Below are 18,201 nucleotides of genomic sequence, written 5' to 3'. Positions count from 1 at the left end.
CCGGCGTGGTGCATGGGAAATGTCTCGAAACACAAATAATGCCCTTCCGACTTCTTTCTGGGAAGCGAAAGGGCTGAAAAGTTTGCTTTCTCGTTATTTGGAACTTCGTTAACCTTTTGGAACCGCCGTATGCGGACCCGCATGTACGGTGGTGTGAGAGGACGGGGGTTAGCCGCCCCCTCCTACTCGATTTCACTCTCGTTTGGAATTCAGCCTCTGCACGGGATTCAAGGACAACTTCTCTCATAGCTTTATAAAAAGAGGCATAACGTATACCATTAACCATTACATCCCAAGGGAGGATAAAGGTGGAACGATACATATTGGCACTTGATCAGGGCACAACCAGCTCGCGGGCCATTCTGTTTAACAAAGACGGCAGCATGGTGCATTCCGCGCAGCGGGAATTTCCGCAGTATTTTCCAAGGCCCGGATGGGTGGAACAGAATGCCAACGAAATTTGGGGCTCCATTCTGGCAGTCATCGCTTCCTGTTTGTCCGAGTCCGGCGTCAAAGCCCATCAGGTGGCCGGCATCGGCATTACGAACCAGCGGGAAACAGCTGTCGTATGGGATAAAACAACCGGATTGCCCGTCTATAACGCGATTGTGTGGCAATCCAGACAAACGGCGGAAATATGCGAGCACATGAAGCAGCAGGGGTATAACGATCTGTTCCGCCAAAAGACGGGCCTGCTGATCGATCCGTATTTTTCCGGGACCAAGGTAAAATGGATTCTGGACCATGTGGAGGGCGCGCGGGATCGAGCGGAGCGCGGAGAACTGCTCTTCGGCACCGTTGATTCCTGGCTGATCTGGAAGCTCTCGGGCGGAGCGGTTCATGCCACGGATTATTCGAACGCTTCCCGCACATTGATGTACAACATTCATGAGCTCCGCTGGGATGATGAGCTGCTGGCCATCCTGGACATTCCGAAGCGGATGCTGCCGGAGGTTCGCTCTTCTTCGGAAATTTACGGTTACACGGCGGAATATCATTTTTTTGGTGCCAAAGTTCCCATTGCGGGAGCTGCGGGAGACCAGCAGGCCGCCTTGTTTGGCCAAACGTGCTTTCAGGAGGGCATGGTCAAAACAACCTACGGAACAGGCTGCTTCATGCTGATGAACACGGGGGACCGCCCCGTAGCTTCCAGACACGGACTCGTGACCTCCATCGCCTGGGGCATTGAAGGAAGAATTACGTATGCGCTTGAGGGAAGCATTTTTGTCGCGGGCTCGGCCATTCAGTGGCTCCGAGACGGGCTGCGGATGCTCCGGACGGCCGGAGACAGCGAAAATTATGCGCAAAGAGTGACTTCTACGGAAGGAGTTTATGTTGTGCCCGCATTTGTAGGGCTGGGAAGCCCCTATTGGGACAGCGATGTACGAGGGGCCGTATTCGGCCTGACCCGGGGAACAACGAAGGAACATTTTATCCGGGCGACATTGGAAGCGCTGGTTTATCAGACCAAAGATATTCTGACCGCGATGGAGCAGGATTCGGGGATCACCGTCAATACGCTGCGTGCCGACGGCGGAGCGGTGGACAACAAATTCCTGATGGAATTTCTGAGCGGCTTGCTGGATGTGCCGGTTGAACGGCCCGTGATCAGCGAAATTACGGCACTCGGGGCGGCATATTTGGCCGGGCTTGCCGTCGGCTACTGGAAGAACCGGGATGACGTTTGCCGGAACTGGAAGCTGGACCGGCGTTTCGAGCCGCAGATGGATGAAGAGGTAAGGCAGGGCTTGTATGGAGGCTGGAAGAAAGCCGTCCGGGCTGCTATGGCATTCAAGTGATGGCCGTATGTTCAGATTGCTCGGCATGACGGTGCTCATGGAAGATGAGCCGGTCAACTGGGTTTGGCGGGATTTGCATACGGCGGCGCAGCACGGCGTTTTTCAGCCTGTATAGACTGCTAGCGGACAGGGAACCCGGGAATCGCCCATTTTTGCTTTGCTACCGCACCATTGTATAGACCTATTCATAAAATGTGTTGACTGTATCCCTTAACCTTGTTAAACCAAAAACCCGGGCAAGGAGGGGTGACACATTTTGAAGGGCAGCGAACGCAATAGTAAATTTTTGCTTACTCATCGAGAGCGGGAAGTTTTTGAACTGCTGGTTCAGGACAAGACAACCAGAGACATCGCAGAACAATTGTTTATCAGCGAAAAAACCGTACGAAACCACATCTCGAATGTGATGCAAAAACTTAATGTCAAGGGCCGTGCACAGGCGGTCGTCGAGCTGATCAAGCTTGGGGAGCTTAAGATTTGATGAGCTTCAAGGTTCCTTGTACTGCAAATAGCCTTTCCAAAATCCTGGTTCTTTCAGGAGTGTTGGAAAGGCTTTTTTGTTTATTCTATGAAATCTTTAGCGAATATTGCTGCTGTTGTTTATCAGTGAAAAAACCGTATGAAACCGCATCTCGAAGGAGATGTGGTTTGAAACACACCCTGAGGTGAGAGGTGGAAAACGCTGATTTTATTGGGGTTTAGAGTAAATCCAAACGAATGTTAGAAACTGCGCAGCACTTTGTGAGGGGAACATTAGACCTTGTGAGGCGCATTTTTTCATCGTACATTATTTAATTGGCAAACTTAATCTCCATTGTTTCAAAATCGGCTTTGCATTCGGCTCTTATCATAAAATCAATGCCAAGTATGCCGTCAAAGCCGTAAGGCTCTTGTATGGATCCAAGTTGGATAGGAAAATCATTCAAAGCAAAATGTTCAATTTGAAGCTCAGGGATCATCTGCTCATAGCAAATTTCACTTGTTCCCCCTACTCCATACATTCGCTTTGCTCTTCCGTTTATGAAATCAATGTAAATGCCAATCTGAGCAAGCACATCAGTATCAAATACCGTTGCTGCACAGCCAGTATCGAACAGGACGTTTGGTAAAATAATCGATTGTTCGTTGTGAGTTAAGGTCACAGAGACAATAGGCAATCCACGCTGGAGATGTATCTTCATGGGCGCTGCCGCACGCCTGAGAAGAACTCTTCAACCACTTCTACATCGCTGCGGCTGGTATGGAATACGTACAGTTCACGTGTCGGATGCACCTTGTGAAAGTGTTTGTATCCGCTCCACGCTTCTTGCGGATTGTCGTAATCCTGAATAACCGCCATATCCTCCAATTGACGCACACGATTATTGGAGCTTGCTTTTATCGCTTCCACCAATACAAAACGACTTGGATGCAATTCGATAATTTCTCCCCATTTCATCGGCTTCACCTCGCTTGGTTTTCTTTGTTGTATTATATCATAAACGTTGAAAGAGCAATGAATGGTGTATAGGGATATGTCCCCTCCAATTAGACAGATGCACTGAATTAAATATCGAATTGAATTTATCTTCAAAATCATGGTTTCATCAACTTGGTCTTAATTGATCTGCAACTACGATCATCGTGATAGCGGAGATGTAGTGTTGGATCAATTGACTTATTAAGTGAAAGAAACCTCCAAATCTACTGCAGATCAGTATTTTGGAGGTTTCTTTTTTTGAAGACAGCTAGGACTCCCTTTTGCTTTGGCTTAAAGGGACTTCAGGTACTCGACAATGGTCAGGAGCCCTTTATCGAAATTTTCAATATTAAAGTGCTCGTTCGGCGCATGCAGATTTTCGTCGGGCAGTCCGAAGCCCATCATAACGGCAGGTGCGGACAGCACGCGGGACAGCGTTTCGACGATCGGAATCGAACCGCCGTCTTTCGTGAACAGGGCGCGTGTGCCGTAAACACGCTCATAAGCGTCGGCCGCTTTCTGCAGCAAAGGCTGGGAAGGATCGATATTGAATGCGAACGCTTTTTCTCCCCCCACCATTTTCAGGCTCGCGCCAGCGGGCAAATGCGCATGGAGGTGCCGCTCAATCTTGTCCAGAATGTCCTGCGGATTCTGATTGGCTACAAGTCGGCATGTGATTTTGGCATGGGCTTCCTTCGGAATGACCGTCTTGGTGCCCTCGCCCTGGAAGCCCCCGTACAGGCCGTTGATTTCGAGCGTCGGACGGCCCCCGGTTCTCTCGACAAATGAATATCCAGGCTCGCCGAACAAGGCGCTGAGCCCAAGATCCTTTCTGATCTTGTCATCGTCAACATTTTGTTTCTTGAATTCGGCTCTCATTTCTTCGGACAGCGGAAGCACGTCGTCATAGAAGCCTTCGACCGCAACACGGCCGTCAGCGTCGTGCAGCGAATTCAGCAGGGATACGATGGCATGCAGCGCATTCGGCACGCCCCCGCCATAGGTTCCCGAGTGCAGGTCGGTATTTGCCGTATTCAGCGTGATTTCCAGTGCGCATAGTCCGCGCAGTCCGGTGGAAATCGCCGGTTTGCCTTTTTCGATCAGGGATGTGTCTGAAATCAGCACGACGTCGGCAGCCAGCTTCTCTTTATTTTCCTCGAGAAAAATAGGCAGATTCGGACTGGTTACCTCTTCTTCGCCTTCGATGCAGAACTTCAGATTGACCGGAAGCTCTTTCTCCTGGGAAAGAAGCGCTTCAGCCGCTTTAATATGTAGAAAGATTTGGCCTTTGTCGTCCGTTGCGCCGCGTGCGTAAAGCTTGCCGTCACGGATCGCAGGCTCGAACGGAGGCGTCTCCCACAGATGGAGCGGATCGACAGGCTGCACATCGTAATGTCCATAGACGAGGACGGTCGGTTTGCCCGGCGCGTGCAGATGATCGGCGTAGAGGATCGGATGGCCGTTCGTTTCATGGATCTCTACGTGTTCCAGTCCCGCATGGGTCAACGCATCGGCAAGCCATTTGGCCGCCCGGTTGACATCGGGTTTATGCTCTGAAATAGCCGAAATGCTAGGAATGGACAGCCATTCCTTTAACTCATTTAAATGCTGCTCTTTTCGATCGGCAAAATAATCGGTGTAATTCATATCCTTCTATTTCCTCCCTGGCTTAAGTCTACATTATATTGTACTACGTTTTGGTCCAAATACGGAAATCATTCCCTGAAACCATGTATCCTTTGTTAACATTAAAGGAACCTTAAAAAGATGAAGCATAATTTTTAGTAAACCTTAAGGTTTTGAAGCCGGGTTTCTGGTATCTTAATAAAAGCTTAGCAAAATAAGAAGGGAGTCATTTATTACATGGCAGAAGAGAAAAAGGACTTGCAAGGACAAGGAATGGATCCAAAGGCCCCTGAGCCGGTTGAAGAGGAGCAGGCACAGGCGGTTGAAGGAGAACATAAAGCTGGAGAAGCGGCAGACGAGCCTGTGGCAGGACAAGCTGAAGCGCTCGCCGTAACGGGTACGGGTGGAGGCAATGAAGCGCTGGCGGCCGTTTCGGGGGAAGAACCCGCCGGGGAGGCCCAAGAGACTGCAGTGAAACGCGGAGGCAACCAGGTATGGATCGGCATTTCCCTGCTGCTGGCCGTGCTGCTTGTCATTTCATTGTTCAAGAGCCCGTTCGCGCAGAAGGATTCCGAAAAGGCGGTTGCTACGGTCAACAATGTCAAGATTACAAAAGGGCAGCTATATGATGCCCTGGTAAAAGCCGGCGGCGAACAGACGCTCAGCGGCATGATCGATGACGAGCTGATCCGTCAGGAAGCCGAGAATGCGAAGGTCCAGGTGACGGATGCGGATGTTAAGAAGGAGAGAGACTTCTACATCAAGCAATTCGGCTCCGAGGATTCTCTGAATCAGCTGCTTGCGCAGAATGGAATGACCGAAGAGGATTTTCAGAAGCAGCTCAAGCGGGAAGTGCAAATCCGCAAGCTGCTCGGACCAAAAGTAACGATCACAGACGAACAGATCAAGCAGTATTTTGAGCAAAACAAGGCGAAGTTCGATACCCCTGCGCAGGTCCGCGCATCCCAGATCGTTGTAGCCACCGAAGCGGAAGCCAAGACAATCGTCAAGCAGCTTCAGGGCGGAGCGGATTTTGCCGCTCTTGCGAAGGAGAAATCCACAGACACCGCAACCAAAGAGAACGGAGGGGATCTCGGCTTCTTCAGCAAAGGTTCCGGAGCTCTGGATACAGCTGTTGAGGACGAAGCCTTCAAGCTGAAGAAGGACGAAATCAGCACTCCGATCAAAACGGGCGCAGGCACCTATGCCGTGATTAAGGTAACGGATACGAAAGCAGCCCATACGGCTACGCTTGAAGAGAAGAAGGAAGAGATCAAGGACGTGCTCATTACACAGCAGGTTTCCTCAATGTCGCAGTCATGGCTTGAGGATTTAAGATCAAAAGCCAAGATCACGAATACCATTGAAAAGAAAGCGACGGACAAGGAAGGAGCGGCTGAAACCACGCCAAACGAATAGTTTCGGTTCAGTCATGCAGGCCCAAGCAGCCGGAGGCATTTGAAGCCTCCGGCTTTTTCCATGTATTTGATGTTTCCCGGCAAAAGGTTATAAAATATCAATATACCAAAGAGACAGTTCAGGAGAGGGACGGGTTCGATGACGGAATGGTATGAGCAAAGTTTTGGGGAAGACTACCTGCTCGTTTATAAGCACCGGGACGTAAGGGGCGCCAAGCAGGAAGTGCACCAGATGATCGGATGGCTGGATTTGGGGAAGGGTTCGGAAATTCTTGATTTGTGCTGCGGAATGGGCCGCCACTCCATGGCTTTGGAGGAGGCCGGGTATAAGGTAACGGGCGTGGATTTGTCGGACGTGCTGCTGCGCGAGGCAAGAAGGAATGACCCTGAAGGGCGTATAACCTGGAAGAAGGCGGATATGCGGAACCTTCCGTTCAAGGATGAGCAGTTTGACGCTGTGGTGAATTTGTTCACCTCCTTCGGTTATTTTGAACATGATACCGAGCACCTGAAAGTTCTTAAGGAGGTCAGAAGGGTGCTGAAGCCGGAAGGACGATTTATTATAGATTTTCTTAACCCTGAATATACGGCGTCCAAACTCGTGCCCGCATCCGAGCGTGTGGATGATGGGCAAAGAATCAGCGAGAAGCGAACGATTGAGCACGGCTTTGTCAAAAAACGGATAGAAATTACGATGGCGGAAGGAGATCGGGGAGAGCCGCGCCGCTATCTGGAGCGTATCAAGCTCTACTCCCTCAAGCAGTTCCAGGGAATGCTCCGTGAGGCGGGTCTCACTCTTGATGCCGTTCATGGAAGCTATGATGAAGATGAATACGATATTCTGAAATCGCCGCGGATGATTATGGTGGGAAGAAGGGTGTAACGATGCCGGAAATTCGGGATTGGGAGAACGGGTTCCTGATTCAGGCTCCGATCTCCATGGCGCCGCCGCTGCGTCAGGTTAACAGCTACATCCTCCGGGGTGAAGAAGGCATAACGATCATCGACCCGGGGCCCAGAACGGAGACAACGGAGCAGGAATGGGCAGACATTTGGAGGCAGCTTCATATCCGGCCGCAGCAGGTCAAGCAGATTGTGCTTACACACCATCATCCTGACCACTACGGTTTGGCCGGATACCTTCAGAATCTGACAGGAGCCAAAGTTCTGATGTCCGAAAGAAGCCACCGGGAGGCTCGCCTGATGTGGGATGAAGGAAGGGCGATGAATGCGGAACTGCCGCCCCTGTTCCTGCATCACGGCCTGCCCCGGAAAATCGCCGGACAGCTTCCGCCTCATTTGGAGAGCTTCTTCCCTCAGGTCAACCCGGCGCCTGAAGTGACCTATATTGACGAAAGCGATCGTCTTGTGATGGGGGGGCGCAGCTGGCAGCCTGTTGAAACGGGCGGGCATGCTTCCGGCCATTTGTCGTTCTATCTGCGCGAAGAAGGCATTATGCTGTGCGGGGATGCGGTGCTGCCGCAAATTTCGCCGAATATCAGCCTCTATCCGGGAGGCGACCCGCAGCCTCTGCAAACTTTCCTGGATGGGCTGCAGAAGCTGTCCGGCTATGAGGTGAAAATGGCTTATCCGGGGCACCGGCGGCCGTTTGATTATTTCCGCTCCCGGACGGAAGCGCTAATTGCCCATCACGAAGAGCGGCTTGCGAAGGTGCTGGGACTTTTGCGGCAAGGGCCGAAGAACGCCTATGAGATTTGTCTGGCCCTGTTTGGGAACACGCTCGGCATTCATCAAATGCGGTTCGCCATGTCGGAGAGCCTTGCTCATTTGATTGAGCTCGTTCGCCGTGGACAGGTCAGGATGGAAACGGACGAAGAGGGGAGCGACCGGTTTGTGATGGCGGAGTTCTCCGCAAGACGCTGATCTACTGTAAAGGCAGCGGAAGGGACTGGAAATGGGTCCTTTTCGCTGCCTTTTCTTTTGCATAATGATCAGAGCCTTGCTGCCCTGCACCCTGGAAGCTTTACTTGGTACCGGAAGAGCCTTTCTCACCCAGCGTATGGGCGGATTACTCGCCTTTCGCCTGCTCGCGCTCGGCCTGCTTGCGGTGGGCGATCCGGCTGCTTGCCGCAGCGGCCACAGCGCCAACGATATCGTCCAGAAACGTATTGACCGGACCCAGACTTTTATCGTTCAGCTGCTCAAGGATGCCGGCCTTAAGCTTGTCCACATAACCGTAATTCGTAAAACCGATGCTTCCGTATACATTGAGAATGGAAAAGGCCAAAATTTCATCCACGCCGTACAAACTTTCATCGTGCTTGATCATATCCTGCAGTTCGGGAATGAGCAGCTCCTGCTCGCACAGAATATCAAGCTGAATGCCGGTCAGAATGGCGTTTTGGACCTCTCTCTTGGACAACACCCTTTCAACGTTGTGAATGCATTCTTCCTTCGTGAGATTCGGAAAGTATTTGTTCTGCAGCAGCAAAACCAGCTCGGCAATCTGCTCCACTTTAACGCCGCGTCTCAGCAGCCATTCCCGGGTCGCATCGGCGACCTTTTTGCTGTTCAGCGCGTACGGGACCTTCGGTTGCTCCATTTTATCACCTCGTCATCAATATATAGTGTCCATATCCCGTAAAAATATAGTTATTTTTAAAATCAGGGCTCGTATACATAGTAGTACAAACCACCTCAAAAAACGTAGGGAGGACCCCGCATATGAAAGTATTACCTCAATGGAGAATGACTGCCGCTGCCGGAGCGCTTGCCTTGCCGCTGCTCTTGTCAGGCTGCACCTATTTCGGAGCAAACCCTTCACCGCAAATCGACCCTCCGCCTGCCGGCGTGGAAGAACAGATGCTTGGCGGCGAAACCCCGACAACGGCACAAGTGGCCCATGATCCGGCTTCTTTGACGACCGTCTACCTGGAAAATGGACAAGGGCTGCTTGCCCCGGTATCGCTGCCGCTTGGCGTGAATGACAGCGCGGCGGATGATCAAGCTGCCAAAACTGAATCGCAGGAAACGTCTGCAGCCGATCCCAAAGGTACGAGCGATGCGAAAGAAACGAGCGGTATCAAGGCCAATGATGATCCCCTGGCTCGCAGTCTTGAGGTGCTTGTGAAGGACGGGCCGTACCAGTCCGAGCTTCCCTCGGGGTTCAGCGGCGTGCTGCCGGCAGGAACCGAAGTCAAGGTTTCCTTGAACGCCGATCAGAAATTGGCTGTTGTAGAATTTTCCAAAGAATTCGAAGGGTATGACGCCAAAGATGAGCGCAAAATACTGGAGGCTGTTACCTGGACGCTGACAGAGGAAGAAGGCGTGAACGCCGTAGAAATTTGGGTGGACGGCCAGCGGCTGAATGAAATGCCGGCCGATCATACCCCGCTGACGCATCCGTTAAACCGTTCCGTCGGTATTAACCTGGAGCTGAACAACGGAACGAGCCTTTCGAGGACGACGGCGGTTACGGTTTACTTTACGGCTACCTCGGAGGACGGGGATCCGTATTTTGTACCGGTCACACGGTTTGTTCCTGTTAACCAGGATCCGTTGAAGGCGGCGCTTGGCCAACTGATCCAAGGGCCGATCCAGGGAGACGGGCTGGAGCAGGTGCTGACCGAGACCGCATCCGTCAAATCGGTGGAATCTTCGAAAGACGGCATCGTGAACGTTGCGCTGAATGACGATATGTTCGAAAGCGGGGAGAGAATTCCGGCTCAAATGCTGCAGGCCGTCGTGCTTACGGTTACGGAAAATTCCAAAGGCAGCAAGGTACGCATTACGTTCAATGACAACCGGAACGTGGTGGACAGCGATAACCGGCAGTACAGCGATCCTGTGACGAGACCGGAGAAAATCAACGATCTTTCGGTTTAAACGATACCGGTGCAGGGGCCAAGCCGGTCGGACTTATTATTTTCAACAAGAGGGACCTTACCCGGTCTCTTTTTTTTGCTTAGCTGTGCGGGGACGGCTTAGGCAAGGTGCTTTTGCAGCGGTACTTTGGTAGAATAGGGAAAGCGTAAGACAGGATGAAATGTAGGAGGCAGAATATGAGACTGGAAGGTCGTGCTCAGAACGAGCGCAGGCAGATGAAATTGACTGTTAATACGAATAAATATGCAGAAGGATCCGTCTTCATTGAAGTCGGCGATACGAAAGTAATCTGTACAGCGACTGTGGAAGAGAAGGTTCCCCCATTTATGAAGGGTCAGGGAAAAGGCTGGATTACCGCGGAGTATTCCATGCTGCCGCGGGCAACCCATTCGCGGAACCAGCGCGAAGCGAGCAGAGGCAAATTGACGGGCCGGACGATGGAAATCCAGCGGCTTATTGGCCGGGCGCTTCGTTCGGTCGTCAATTTGGAGGCGCTTGGCGAACGTTCGATTCTGATTGATTGCGATGTCATTCAGGCGGACGGGGGCACCCGAACAAGCTCGATTACCGGAGCGTTTGTTGCGATGACGATGGCGATTGACAAGCTGGCGAACAAACACCATTTGTCTGTCTTCCCGGTGACGGATTTTCTGGCTTCGGTCAGCGTAGGCGTTATTGGAGAGCAGCTTCTGCTTGATCTTAACTATGATGAGGATTCCAAAGCGAAGGTAGATATGAATGTCGTCATGACCGGACAGGGCAAATTCGTTGAGGTTCAGGGCACAGGAGAAGAAAATCCGTTCTCCCGCGAAGAACTGAACGGCCTGCTCGCCCTTGCCGAGAAAGGAATCGCCGAGCTCATTGTCCAGCAGCGCGAGGCGCTGGGGCCGATTGCCGGGAAAATTGCGGGCGGTTCATCGGGAAGTGGCGTATGATGAGCGAACAGGTTATTATCGTCTCGACCCGCAACAAGGGCAAAGTGCGTGAATTTGCTCACGCTCTGGCCTTCCTCGGAAAACCGGTCCGCAGCATGTACGATTACCCCAATGTGCCGGAGGTGGTCGAGGATGGTGCAACGTTTGCCGAAAACGCGCGCAAAAAGGCCAAGGAGGCCGGGGATTTACTGGGTCAGCCCGTGCTGGCGGATGATTCCGGTTTATGCGTGGACAGGCTGGACGGAAAGCCCGGCGTCTACTCGGCGCGCTATGCCGGAGAGCATGCTACGGACGAGCAAAACAATAAAAAGCTGCTTGCGGAGCTTGAAAAGCTGACGATAGGCGAAGATACGGAGCAGCCGCTGCTTAGTCCGGCACGTTTCGTATGCTGCCTGGCTTATTACGATCCGAATACGGGCAGCTTTGTGGAAGCGGAAGGCGAGGTGCAGGGCTGGATTACGTCTGAACCCGCGGGAGGCGGAGGGTTCGGCTATGATCCGCTGTTCTTCCTGCCCGAATACGACAAGACGATGGCTGAGCTCACTCTGGAGGAGAAGCAGGCCATCAGCCATCGCGGGCGTGCTCTGCGCAAGCTTGCCGAGCAGCTTGGGGGCGGAATTTAAGCATTTGCAAAAAAAGGACGGCATCCGAGCGGATGCCGTCCTCATTTTGTAGAGAAACCCTAATGGCCATAATAACTGCAAGTTTAAGGAAGGGGGTATCCCCTTCTCACGGGTTTGAAGCACGCAATTCGGATCCGTTTGTAATCTTGCATAATACGCATCTTCCTGCCATAAAATCGGTTTGACGATTCGGCTGACTTGCTCCACGACAACCTGTTGATCGTGCTCAGGCAGTCCTTCCAGAAAGTCGCCGCATAAATTCGCGATCCAGCCCGCGACCCCCTGCTCTCCATCCGCCAACCGGGTTGGCCTGTCGAAATGGACGGCGAACTTGACTTCAAACCCCTGCTGCTCCAGGAGTGGCGCATATTCGCCAATGCTGGGAAAATACCAAGGGCAGCGCTGCTCGCCGTCGATGCCGAACTCTGTGCGGAGGACGGACTGGATAGCGGTTTGCAGCACGTTGATATTTCCTTTCCCGCCGAACTCGGCGACAAATCGGCCTCCCGGCTTAAGCACATTCCACACGGACGAGATGACGCCGGCAGCGTCTTTCATCCAGTGCAGCGCGGCATTGGAGAAGACGGCATCATAGGGAGCCGGCATCGTAAAATGCTCGGCGTTTTTCACCTCGAAAGCTATATTCGGGTATTTGGCGGCCGCCTTGGCGACCATGGTTTCGGCAGAGTCGATGCCCGTAACGATCGCCCCGCGGCCAGCAATCTCATTTGCCAGATCGCCGGTGCCGCAGCCAAGATCCAGGATGGTTTCGCCGCTAGCGGGCTTCAGAAGTTCAATCAGGTCTTTGCCGTATTCGGATACGAAAGACAGCTGTCTGTCATAGGAATCGGGTTTCCACTGGTTCATTGATGCATCCTCCTAATTATGGATGCATCTATTGTGGCACAAACGGATTAATAATAGAAATATATTATCAGGATAAATGTTATAGGTTATAACTATATATAGGCAGATTAGCGGATGGACACATGATAGTCTTTCAGCCAACGGTTCACTTGCGTTAAATAAGCAAACAGCTGCGGCCCTGACATGAGCTGGCTGAACCAGGGAAGCTGGGAGGCAGGGGTTGTGGCCGCCGCAATCTCCTTCAGTTTTTTGCTGTCAATGAGGGGAAGAATCGGCGAAGACGGATCATCGAGAACGGCCAGCATCTGAGTTCTTACGGCATCGAGATAAGCGGGATTATGCGTTTTGGGGTAAGGACTCTTTTTCCGGTAAAGGACATCCTCTGGAAGAACGCCTTCCAGCGCTTTGCGCAAAATTCCTTTTTCCCGTTCGCCGGTCATCTTGATGCTCCATGGAATATTCCATACATACTGCACCAGCCGGTGATCGCAATAAGGAACCCGGACTTCAAGGCCGGCGGCCATACTCATGCGGTCCTTGCGATCCAGCAGGGTCGGCATAAAGCGGGTGATATTCAAATAAGAGAGAACCCGCATTTTGGCGTCTTCGGCATTTTCATCTTCCAGCGGCGGCACTTCGGCTAAAGCTTCGCTGTAGCGTCTGTTTATATATTCCTGCGGTTTGATCAACTCTCGGCATTCTGGGGAAAGCAATTCGGCTCTGAAACCGCTCGATACCGACCAGGGGAAGGTTCCGGAGTCTCTCAGTTCTTTCCGGTGAAACCAGGGGTACCCGCCGAAAATTTCGTCTGCGGCTTCGCCGGATAGCGCGACAGTCGCCTGTTTCTTGATTTCCCGACAAAATAAGAGCAGTGAGGAGTCGACGTCCACCATACCCGGCAGATCCCGGGCTTCCGTCGCATCGTCAAGGGCTTCCACCAGAGATTCGGTATCGATCAGAATGTAGTGGTGCTTTGTCTTTAATTCGTCGACCATTCTCGCAATCCATGGCCCGTCAGCCCCGGGCTGGAAGCTGTTCTCTTTGAAATGCTTGTCGTTGCCCACATAATCTACAGAAAAAGTATGAACCTGACCTTGGCCGGTTTCCTGATAATATTTGACGGCCAGCGCAGTCAGGGCGCTTGAATCCAGCCCTCCGGAAAGAAGCGTACAGATCGGAACGTCGGAGATGAGCTGGCGTTCGACCGTGTCTTTCAGCAGCGAGCGGAGTTTCTCGGCTGTCTGTTCTACGCTGTCTTCATGAGGCAGGCTTTCCAGCTTCCAATAGGTATAGATCCGCAGTCCCGAACGGCTGTAAATCATCGCCTCCCCAGGGCGAAGCTCCTTCAATTGCTTGTATACGCCATGCCCCGGCGTTCGGGCCGGTCCGATTGCGAATACTTCCGCGAGCCCCTCCGCGTCAACGACCGCTTCTACCCGGGGATGCTGCAGAATCGCTTTCGGCTCCGAGCCAAACACGAGCAGCCCATCCTGCTCGCTGTAGAACAGCGGCTTTACCCCCAGACGGTCGCGGGCAAAAAAGACATGCTGGTTCACGCTATCCCACACGGCAAACGAAAAAATGCCGTTCAGGCGGTCTACACAAGCCGGACCCCATTCGGCATAAGATTGAAGCAGCACTTCCGTATCGCATTCCGTCCGGAACTGCCGCCCTCTTGTCTGAAGCTCTCTTTTTAATTCGGGTGCGTTATAGAGTTCCCCGTTGTAGACAATGGTGTATAGCGAATCGTCATCGTAAATAGTCATGGGCTGCGCGCCATTTTCCGGGTCCATAACGCTTAGTCTCCGATGGCCGAAGGCGCAGGGATTCGAAATCCAGGTTCCATGAGCGTCGGGTCCCCGTTTGGACATCGTTTCGGTCATATTCACCAGGAGCTCGGAATCCTGAGTTAAATCCCGGCCCCACTCGATAAATCCGGTTATTCCACACATGCTCTCGTTCATCCTCTCTATCGGCCGTACCTCTGTTTTACATTCTCTTAGCCGCAAAGTATTAACACATTATGCCGAACAAGGGCATAAAATGTCTGTCCGTTATGGAAAACTATAGAGGAAGCGGATGCATAAGCCGATCCGTACAACAAACTGGGAAGGGGAATGCTGACATGTTCAACATCCAAAAAGCGGAATTCCGCAGAATGTCGGAGCTTGAAGGAAGACGGTGCGCGGAAATTGAGGTGACTTCAGGCAAGCCCGGAGAGCAAAACCTTCTTGTCTATGTGGCCAAGTCTCCTCAGGAAAACGATTATGAAATTGTGCATATGTACCAAATGGATACTGATCCCGAGCTTGACTGGTACAACAACAATTTGCACAATGCTTATGAGGAAATTGCGGAGGAGGAATTCGGCCCCGGAACTGCTGAAACCTTTCAAAACGGAAAAGCCTGGCAAGAGCTTTTCAAAGAGAAACTGCTCGCATATGGAAATATTGCCGAGAAGCTTAGCGAGAACTTATAGGCTTGTTAACATGCCAAAAACTAAAACCCCCGGCTGCGGGGGTTTTAGTTTTTAACACTTTTTTTGATAGGGCCTTTGGCAAATACCAATTGCCCTGTACCCAATATCATTCTTCGGCAAGAACGCGGACTCCTTGCACAACGTTATATACAAACGCTCCGAAATAGAAAAGGGCAAACAGGATGAGGTATCCCAGTATGGAGCCGGCGCTGCCGATAGAGAAGATGGAGTACAGCAGCGGGATGGCTGCAATAAAGGGAAACAGATGGGAGACCAGCGCTCTTAACGAATGCCTGCGAGTATAGGCATCACTGGAGATGGCCCATATGATTATCGGAAACAGGAACGGTGCGAAAAAGATGCTGAAGTACGATAAGGCGGACAGCCATTGACGCATGACACGACACCTCTTTACATAATTGAAACCTGCGATATTTTATATTACCCTAATTTGGATTGAAACAAGCATCGGCCGGCCTGAAAAATGTTACAATTTCCATCCAAAGCTTGGCAGGGGCTTGAAAAAATTTTAATTTGCGCTATAATTATTACCGTTGTCCGTACATATGTCCCAGTAGCTCAGCTGGATAGAGCAACGGCCTTCTAAGCCGTCGGTCGGGGGTTCGAATCCCTCCTGGGACGTAACAACAAAAAGCTCTCCGTCATGGAGAGCTTTTTTATACGTCTGGGGATGAGAACCCCAGGGGGGCGCCAAGAGCAAACGGTTAAAACTTGTTGCCGGATTTCCAATACCGAAGTAAAATGAGTCAGTATATGTCTGAAGGCACAGCCATTTTGTCCGATTTTGCAAATGGAAGGTTTTGATATTGGAATGATAAAAGCGTATCATTGGTTCTCGAGATCCTTGCCGAGGTGGGCGCCACTATTGCTTATGCTGATTTTCCCGGTCCTCGGAAGCATCTACGCACTCGTGAACCACCCGACGAAGCGTGTGTATTCCCTTGTTACCGAAGTGGATCGCGCGATACCGTTCATTAAATTTTTTGCATTGCCTTACGGCGTCTGGATCTTTTATATTTACGCCTGTCTGGTCTATTTTTTCTTCCGGGATCGTACTTCGTATTACCGGTCGCTTCTGCTGTACACCGTTTGTGCTCTTACATGCTATGCCATTTATACAGTATTTCAGACGACCGTGCCCCGGCCTGAGGTTACCGGGAACGACGTATTTTCCCAGCTTGTAAGATTTATTTATCATCGCGATCAGCCTTATAATTGCTTTCCGAGCATTCACGTCTTCTCAAGCTATATGGTCATGCGCATGATCCTCACGAGCCCTGCACGAAATCGTTGGAACGCGTCTCTGATCAGTACGATGTCCTTGCTGATTATTGTTTCGACACTGTTTATGAAGCAGCATGTTATCCTTGATGCGATATCGGGGATAGCGATTGTGGAATTTTACTGGGTTGTGTTCTTCAGCCTTCCTGCGCTGCTGGCCAAACGGTCGGCTGTTAAGCGCCGGGAGCTGCAGGCTTAGTATTTAGAAAGATGGATTCAAATGAAGGTAATTATTTTTGGTGCAAGTGGTACAATTGGACAAGCAGTCGCTAAAGAATTGGGAAAAAATCATGAAATTATTCGGGCGGGACGAAATGGCTTGGATGTTGTCGTTGATATTACCTCTGTCGACAGCATTAAGAACATGTACAAACAGGTTGGAAAAGTCGATGCAGTCATTAGTGCAACAGGTGGTGCGCATTTTGGCCCGATTTCAGAATTAACGCCGAAGTTAAATGAAATAGGAATTGAGAGTAAACTTAAAGGTCAAATTAATTTAGTCCTTTTAGGAATGGATTATGTTAATGACGGAGGGAGTTTTACCTTAACGACTGGAATTCTGATGGATGATCCAATTCCTCAGGGCGCATCAGCAGCCATGGCAAATGGTGGTGTCAAAGCATTTGTAAAATCTGCAGCAATTGAAATGCCAAGAGGTATTCGTATAAACAGTGTTAGTCCTAATGTCTTACAAGAATCGTTAGACAAATATGGTGAGTTTTTCCCAGGTTTTGAAGCAGTTCCTGCCAGTCGTGTAGCACTTGCGTTTAAAAAAAGTGTAGAAGGAGCTCAAACCGGACAAAACTACGAAGTCTATTAAGTAAAATAGCGTGCGAAATCCGCATTTTGTTTGGCACTACTCCATTTTGAAAAAAACTAAGCCACAAGCTGACGCCGGAACTCTACCGGTGTCAGCTTGTTTTGTTGCTGTGAACGAGCATTAGCGGATTGCTGATTGCGATTTACGGCCTGTCCGCCGTTGTCGTTGCCCCTTTGTTCAATCATTTGGCAGCGGATCTGAATTGGATCGATTCGCTTCGCATCGTTGTCGCCTCACTGACGCTCATTGGTTGGATCGGAGTTTTCATCCTGCCGAAGTATGCGACGCCAGAGCGGACGGCGAAAGCGTCCGTCAAATTTTTCACCGTATTGAAAAATCGCGAACTGCTTGTTAGCGCGGCCATTTTAGTCCTTACAGCGCCGTTATGCTCGATGATCTTTGCCGAAATCGGGAACCTGATCGGCCATCTGTCGGCTTCCCCGGCATGGATTTCGCTTTCGGTCGTCCTCATGTCCATCGGCAACAGTACAGGACGTTTTTTCGGTGGAGCATTGGCCGATCGGAGCGGTGGACTGGCCGCCCGCAATCTTGTTTTGGGGCTTAACGTACTGAGCGGAATCGGAATTCTCATGCTGAGCGGCTCGCTCATCGGCCTTGTGCTGCTCGCGTTTATGTTCGGTCTGGGGTTCGGAGGACTCGCGGGCATTCTTTCCCCGCTTGCCAAGAAAGTCGTTCCGCAAGCCCCGCATACGGCGTTCGGCTTCTTATTCGGCGGTTTTGCGTTCGGCTCCTTTATCGGCCCTCTGCTTGGATCCTGGTTCGGTTCGGGAACTGGTGAGATTATGCTCCTTACGATGATGGGCATCCTCATCGCCTTCCTATGAATCCGAAGCAGGCTTCGCCCTATTACAGATTTTCCGAACGGGAAAGCCCACTACGGGTGCGATAGCACCCCCTTTAGGGGTGGGATGATAGTGAGGTCGGATACGAGTGCCACTAAAAACTGAAAGGTTTGTGGCGCTTCAAGTATCCGAAAATTTCACTCTTTTTTATTGCATGTCCGTTT

Annotated in this window: 18 protein-coding genes, 1 tRNA gene and 2 pseudogenes; 14 read left to right on the top strand and 7 right to left on the bottom strand. The window is 51.3% G+C overall.

The window, feature by feature from the left end:
- From K7397_RS22095 to K7397_RS20000, 3 genes and pseudogenes are all read left to right on the top strand, one after another.
- Window positions 1–112 (top strand): annotated as a pseudogene (locus K7397_RS22095) (group II intron maturase-specific domain-containing protein); the annotation flags it as partial.
- A 196-nt stretch (window positions 113–308) separates the two neighbouring features.
- The gene (gene glpK / locus K7397_RS20005) at window positions 309–1,799 is read left to right on the top strand and encodes a glycerol kinase GlpK (RefSeq protein WP_223070385.1); all 1,491 of its coding nucleotides are present in this window, start codon (window positions 309–311) and stop codon (window positions 1,797–1,799) included.
- Window positions 1,800–2,055: 256 nt separating this feature from the next.
- The gene (locus K7397_RS20000) at window positions 2,056–2,280 is read left to right on the top strand and encodes a helix-turn-helix domain-containing protein (protein WP_223070384.1); all 225 of its coding nucleotides are present in this window, start codon (window positions 2,056–2,058) and stop codon (window positions 2,278–2,280) included.
- A 310-nt stretch (window positions 2,281–2,590) separates the two neighbouring features.
- Here the strand turns inward: K7397_RS20000 and K7397_RS19995 are convergent, their stop codons facing one another.
- From K7397_RS19995 to K7397_RS19985, 3 genes are all read right to left on the bottom strand, one after another.
- On the bottom strand, window positions 2,591–2,980 hold the full coding sequence (locus K7397_RS19995) for an aspartyl protease family protein (RefSeq protein ID WP_223070383.1): 390 nt from the start codon (window positions 2,978–2,980) through the stop codon (window positions 2,591–2,593).
- The gene (locus tag K7397_RS19990; protein ID WP_237691086.1) at window positions 2,977–3,213 is read right to left on the bottom strand and encodes a hypothetical protein; all 237 of its coding nucleotides are present in this window, start codon (window positions 3,211–3,213) and stop codon (window positions 2,977–2,979) included. Before K7397_RS19990 ends, K7397_RS19995 begins: the two co-directional genes overlap by 4 nt.
- 336 nt (window positions 3,214–3,549) lie before the next feature.
- The gene (locus K7397_RS19985; RefSeq protein WP_223070381.1) at window positions 3,550–4,905 is read right to left on the bottom strand and encodes a dipeptidase; all 1,356 of its coding nucleotides are present in this window, start codon (window positions 4,903–4,905) and stop codon (window positions 3,550–3,552) included.
- 216 nt (window positions 4,906–5,121) lie between these two features.
- On the opposite strand from K7397_RS19985, the gene K7397_RS19980 reads away from it, so the two are divergent.
- The 3 genes from K7397_RS19980 to K7397_RS19970 all read left to right on the top strand — a co-directional run bounded on the left by K7397_RS19980 (window position 5,122) and on the right by K7397_RS19970 (window position 8,186).
- On the top strand, window positions 5,122–6,303 hold the full coding sequence (locus K7397_RS19980) for a peptidyl-prolyl cis-trans isomerase (RefSeq protein ID WP_223070380.1): 1,182 nt from the start codon (window positions 5,122–5,124) through the stop codon (window positions 6,301–6,303).
- A 138-nt stretch (window positions 6,304–6,441) separates the two neighbouring features.
- Window positions 6,442–7,185: a class I SAM-dependent methyltransferase gene (locus tag K7397_RS19975; protein WP_223070379.1), complete on the top strand. Its 744-nt coding sequence runs from the start codon at window positions 6,442–6,444 to the stop codon at window positions 7,183–7,185.
- A 2-nt stretch (window positions 7,186–7,187) separates the two neighbouring features.
- Window positions 7,188–8,186, top strand: coding sequence for an MBL fold metallo-hydrolase (locus K7397_RS19970; protein ID WP_223070378.1), 999 nt, complete (start codon window positions 7,188–7,190; stop codon window positions 8,184–8,186).
- 145 nt (window positions 8,187–8,331) lie between these two features.
- Here the strand turns inward: K7397_RS19970 and K7397_RS19965 are convergent, their stop codons facing one another.
- Window positions 8,332–8,865 (bottom strand): phosphatidylglycerophosphatase A family protein, encoded by a 534-nt coding sequence (locus K7397_RS19965; RefSeq protein WP_223070377.1) that lies wholly within the window; start codon window positions 8,863–8,865, stop codon window positions 8,332–8,334.
- A gap of 122 nt (window positions 8,866–8,987) precedes the next feature.
- Between K7397_RS19965 and K7397_RS19960 the strand changes: the two genes are divergently transcribed.
- From K7397_RS19960 to K7397_RS19950, 3 genes are all read left to right on the top strand, one after another.
- Complete coding sequence (locus tag K7397_RS19960) at window positions 8,988–10,148, top strand: GerMN domain-containing protein (protein WP_223070376.1); 1,161 nt, start codon at window positions 8,988–8,990, stop codon at window positions 10,146–10,148.
- 176 nt (window positions 10,149–10,324) lie between these two features.
- Window positions 10,325–11,083 (top strand): ribonuclease PH, encoded by a 759-nt coding sequence (gene rph, locus K7397_RS19955; RefSeq protein WP_223070375.1) that lies wholly within the window; start codon window positions 10,325–10,327, stop codon window positions 11,081–11,083.
- The gene (locus tag K7397_RS19950; protein ID WP_223070374.1) at window positions 11,080–11,706 is read left to right on the top strand and encodes an XTP/dITP diphosphatase; all 627 of its coding nucleotides are present in this window, start codon (window positions 11,080–11,082) and stop codon (window positions 11,704–11,706) included. Before rph ends, K7397_RS19950 begins: the two co-directional genes overlap by 4 nt.
- Before the next feature lie 393 nt (window positions 11,707–12,099).
- On the opposite strand, the pseudogene K7397_RS22090 reads toward K7397_RS19950, so the two are convergent.
- Both K7397_RS22090 and asnB read right to left on the bottom strand, forming a co-directional pair.
- Window positions 12,100–12,573 (bottom strand): annotated as a pseudogene (locus K7397_RS22090) (class I SAM-dependent methyltransferase); the annotation flags it as partial.
- Between the two features lie 107 nt (window positions 12,574–12,680).
- Window positions 12,681–14,525 carry an asparagine synthase (glutamine-hydrolyzing) gene (gene asnB, locus K7397_RS19940; RefSeq protein WP_223070373.1) on the bottom strand — a complete coding sequence of 615 codons (1,845 nt, stop codon included), beginning with the start codon at window positions 14,523–14,525 and terminating at the stop codon, window positions 12,681–12,683.
- Between the two features lie 173 nt (window positions 14,526–14,698).
- Between asnB and K7397_RS19935 the strand changes: the two genes are divergently transcribed.
- Complete coding sequence (locus K7397_RS19935) at window positions 14,699–15,052, top strand: hypothetical protein (RefSeq protein WP_223070372.1); 354 nt, start codon at window positions 14,699–14,701, stop codon at window positions 15,050–15,052.
- A gap of 106 nt (window positions 15,053–15,158) precedes the next feature.
- On the opposite strand, the gene K7397_RS19930 is transcribed toward K7397_RS19935, so the two are convergent.
- Entirely contained in the window at window positions 15,159–15,449 is a 291-nt protein-coding gene (locus tag K7397_RS19930; protein WP_223070371.1) for a magnetosome magnetite crystal formation protein family, read from the bottom strand.
- A gap of 171 nt (window positions 15,450–15,620) precedes the next feature.
- On the opposite strand from K7397_RS19930, the gene K7397_RS19925 reads away from it, so the two are divergent.
- The 4 genes from K7397_RS19925 (at window position 15,621) to K7397_RS19910 (ending at window position 18,019) form a co-directional block, all read left to right on the top strand.
- A tRNA-Arg gene (locus tag K7397_RS19925) sits at window positions 15,621–15,694 on the top strand.
- 250 nt (window positions 15,695–15,944) lie between these two features.
- On the top strand, window positions 15,945–16,553 hold the full coding sequence (locus K7397_RS19920) for a phosphatase PAP2 family protein (protein ID WP_237691087.1): 609 nt from the start codon (window positions 15,945–15,947) through the stop codon (window positions 16,551–16,553).
- A 21-nt stretch (window positions 16,554–16,574) separates the two neighbouring features.
- On the top strand, window positions 16,575–17,174 hold the full coding sequence (locus K7397_RS19915) for a short chain dehydrogenase (RefSeq protein WP_223070369.1): 600 nt from the start codon (window positions 16,575–16,577) through the stop codon (window positions 17,172–17,174).
- 128 nt (window positions 17,175–17,302) lie between these two features.
- Complete coding sequence (locus K7397_RS19910) at window positions 17,303–18,019, top strand: MFS transporter (protein ID WP_223070368.1); 717 nt, start codon at window positions 17,303–17,305, stop codon at window positions 18,017–18,019.
- Window positions 18,020–18,201: the final 182 nt, after the last annotated feature.

It is taken from the genome of Paenibacillus caui (genome assembly GCF_019904135.1).
GTDB lineage: Bacteria > Bacillota > Bacilli > Paenibacillales > Paenibacillaceae > Fontibacillus > Fontibacillus caui.
Note: the sequence above shows the minus strand (reverse complement) of the source record. Positions and strands in the feature narration are given on the sequence as shown.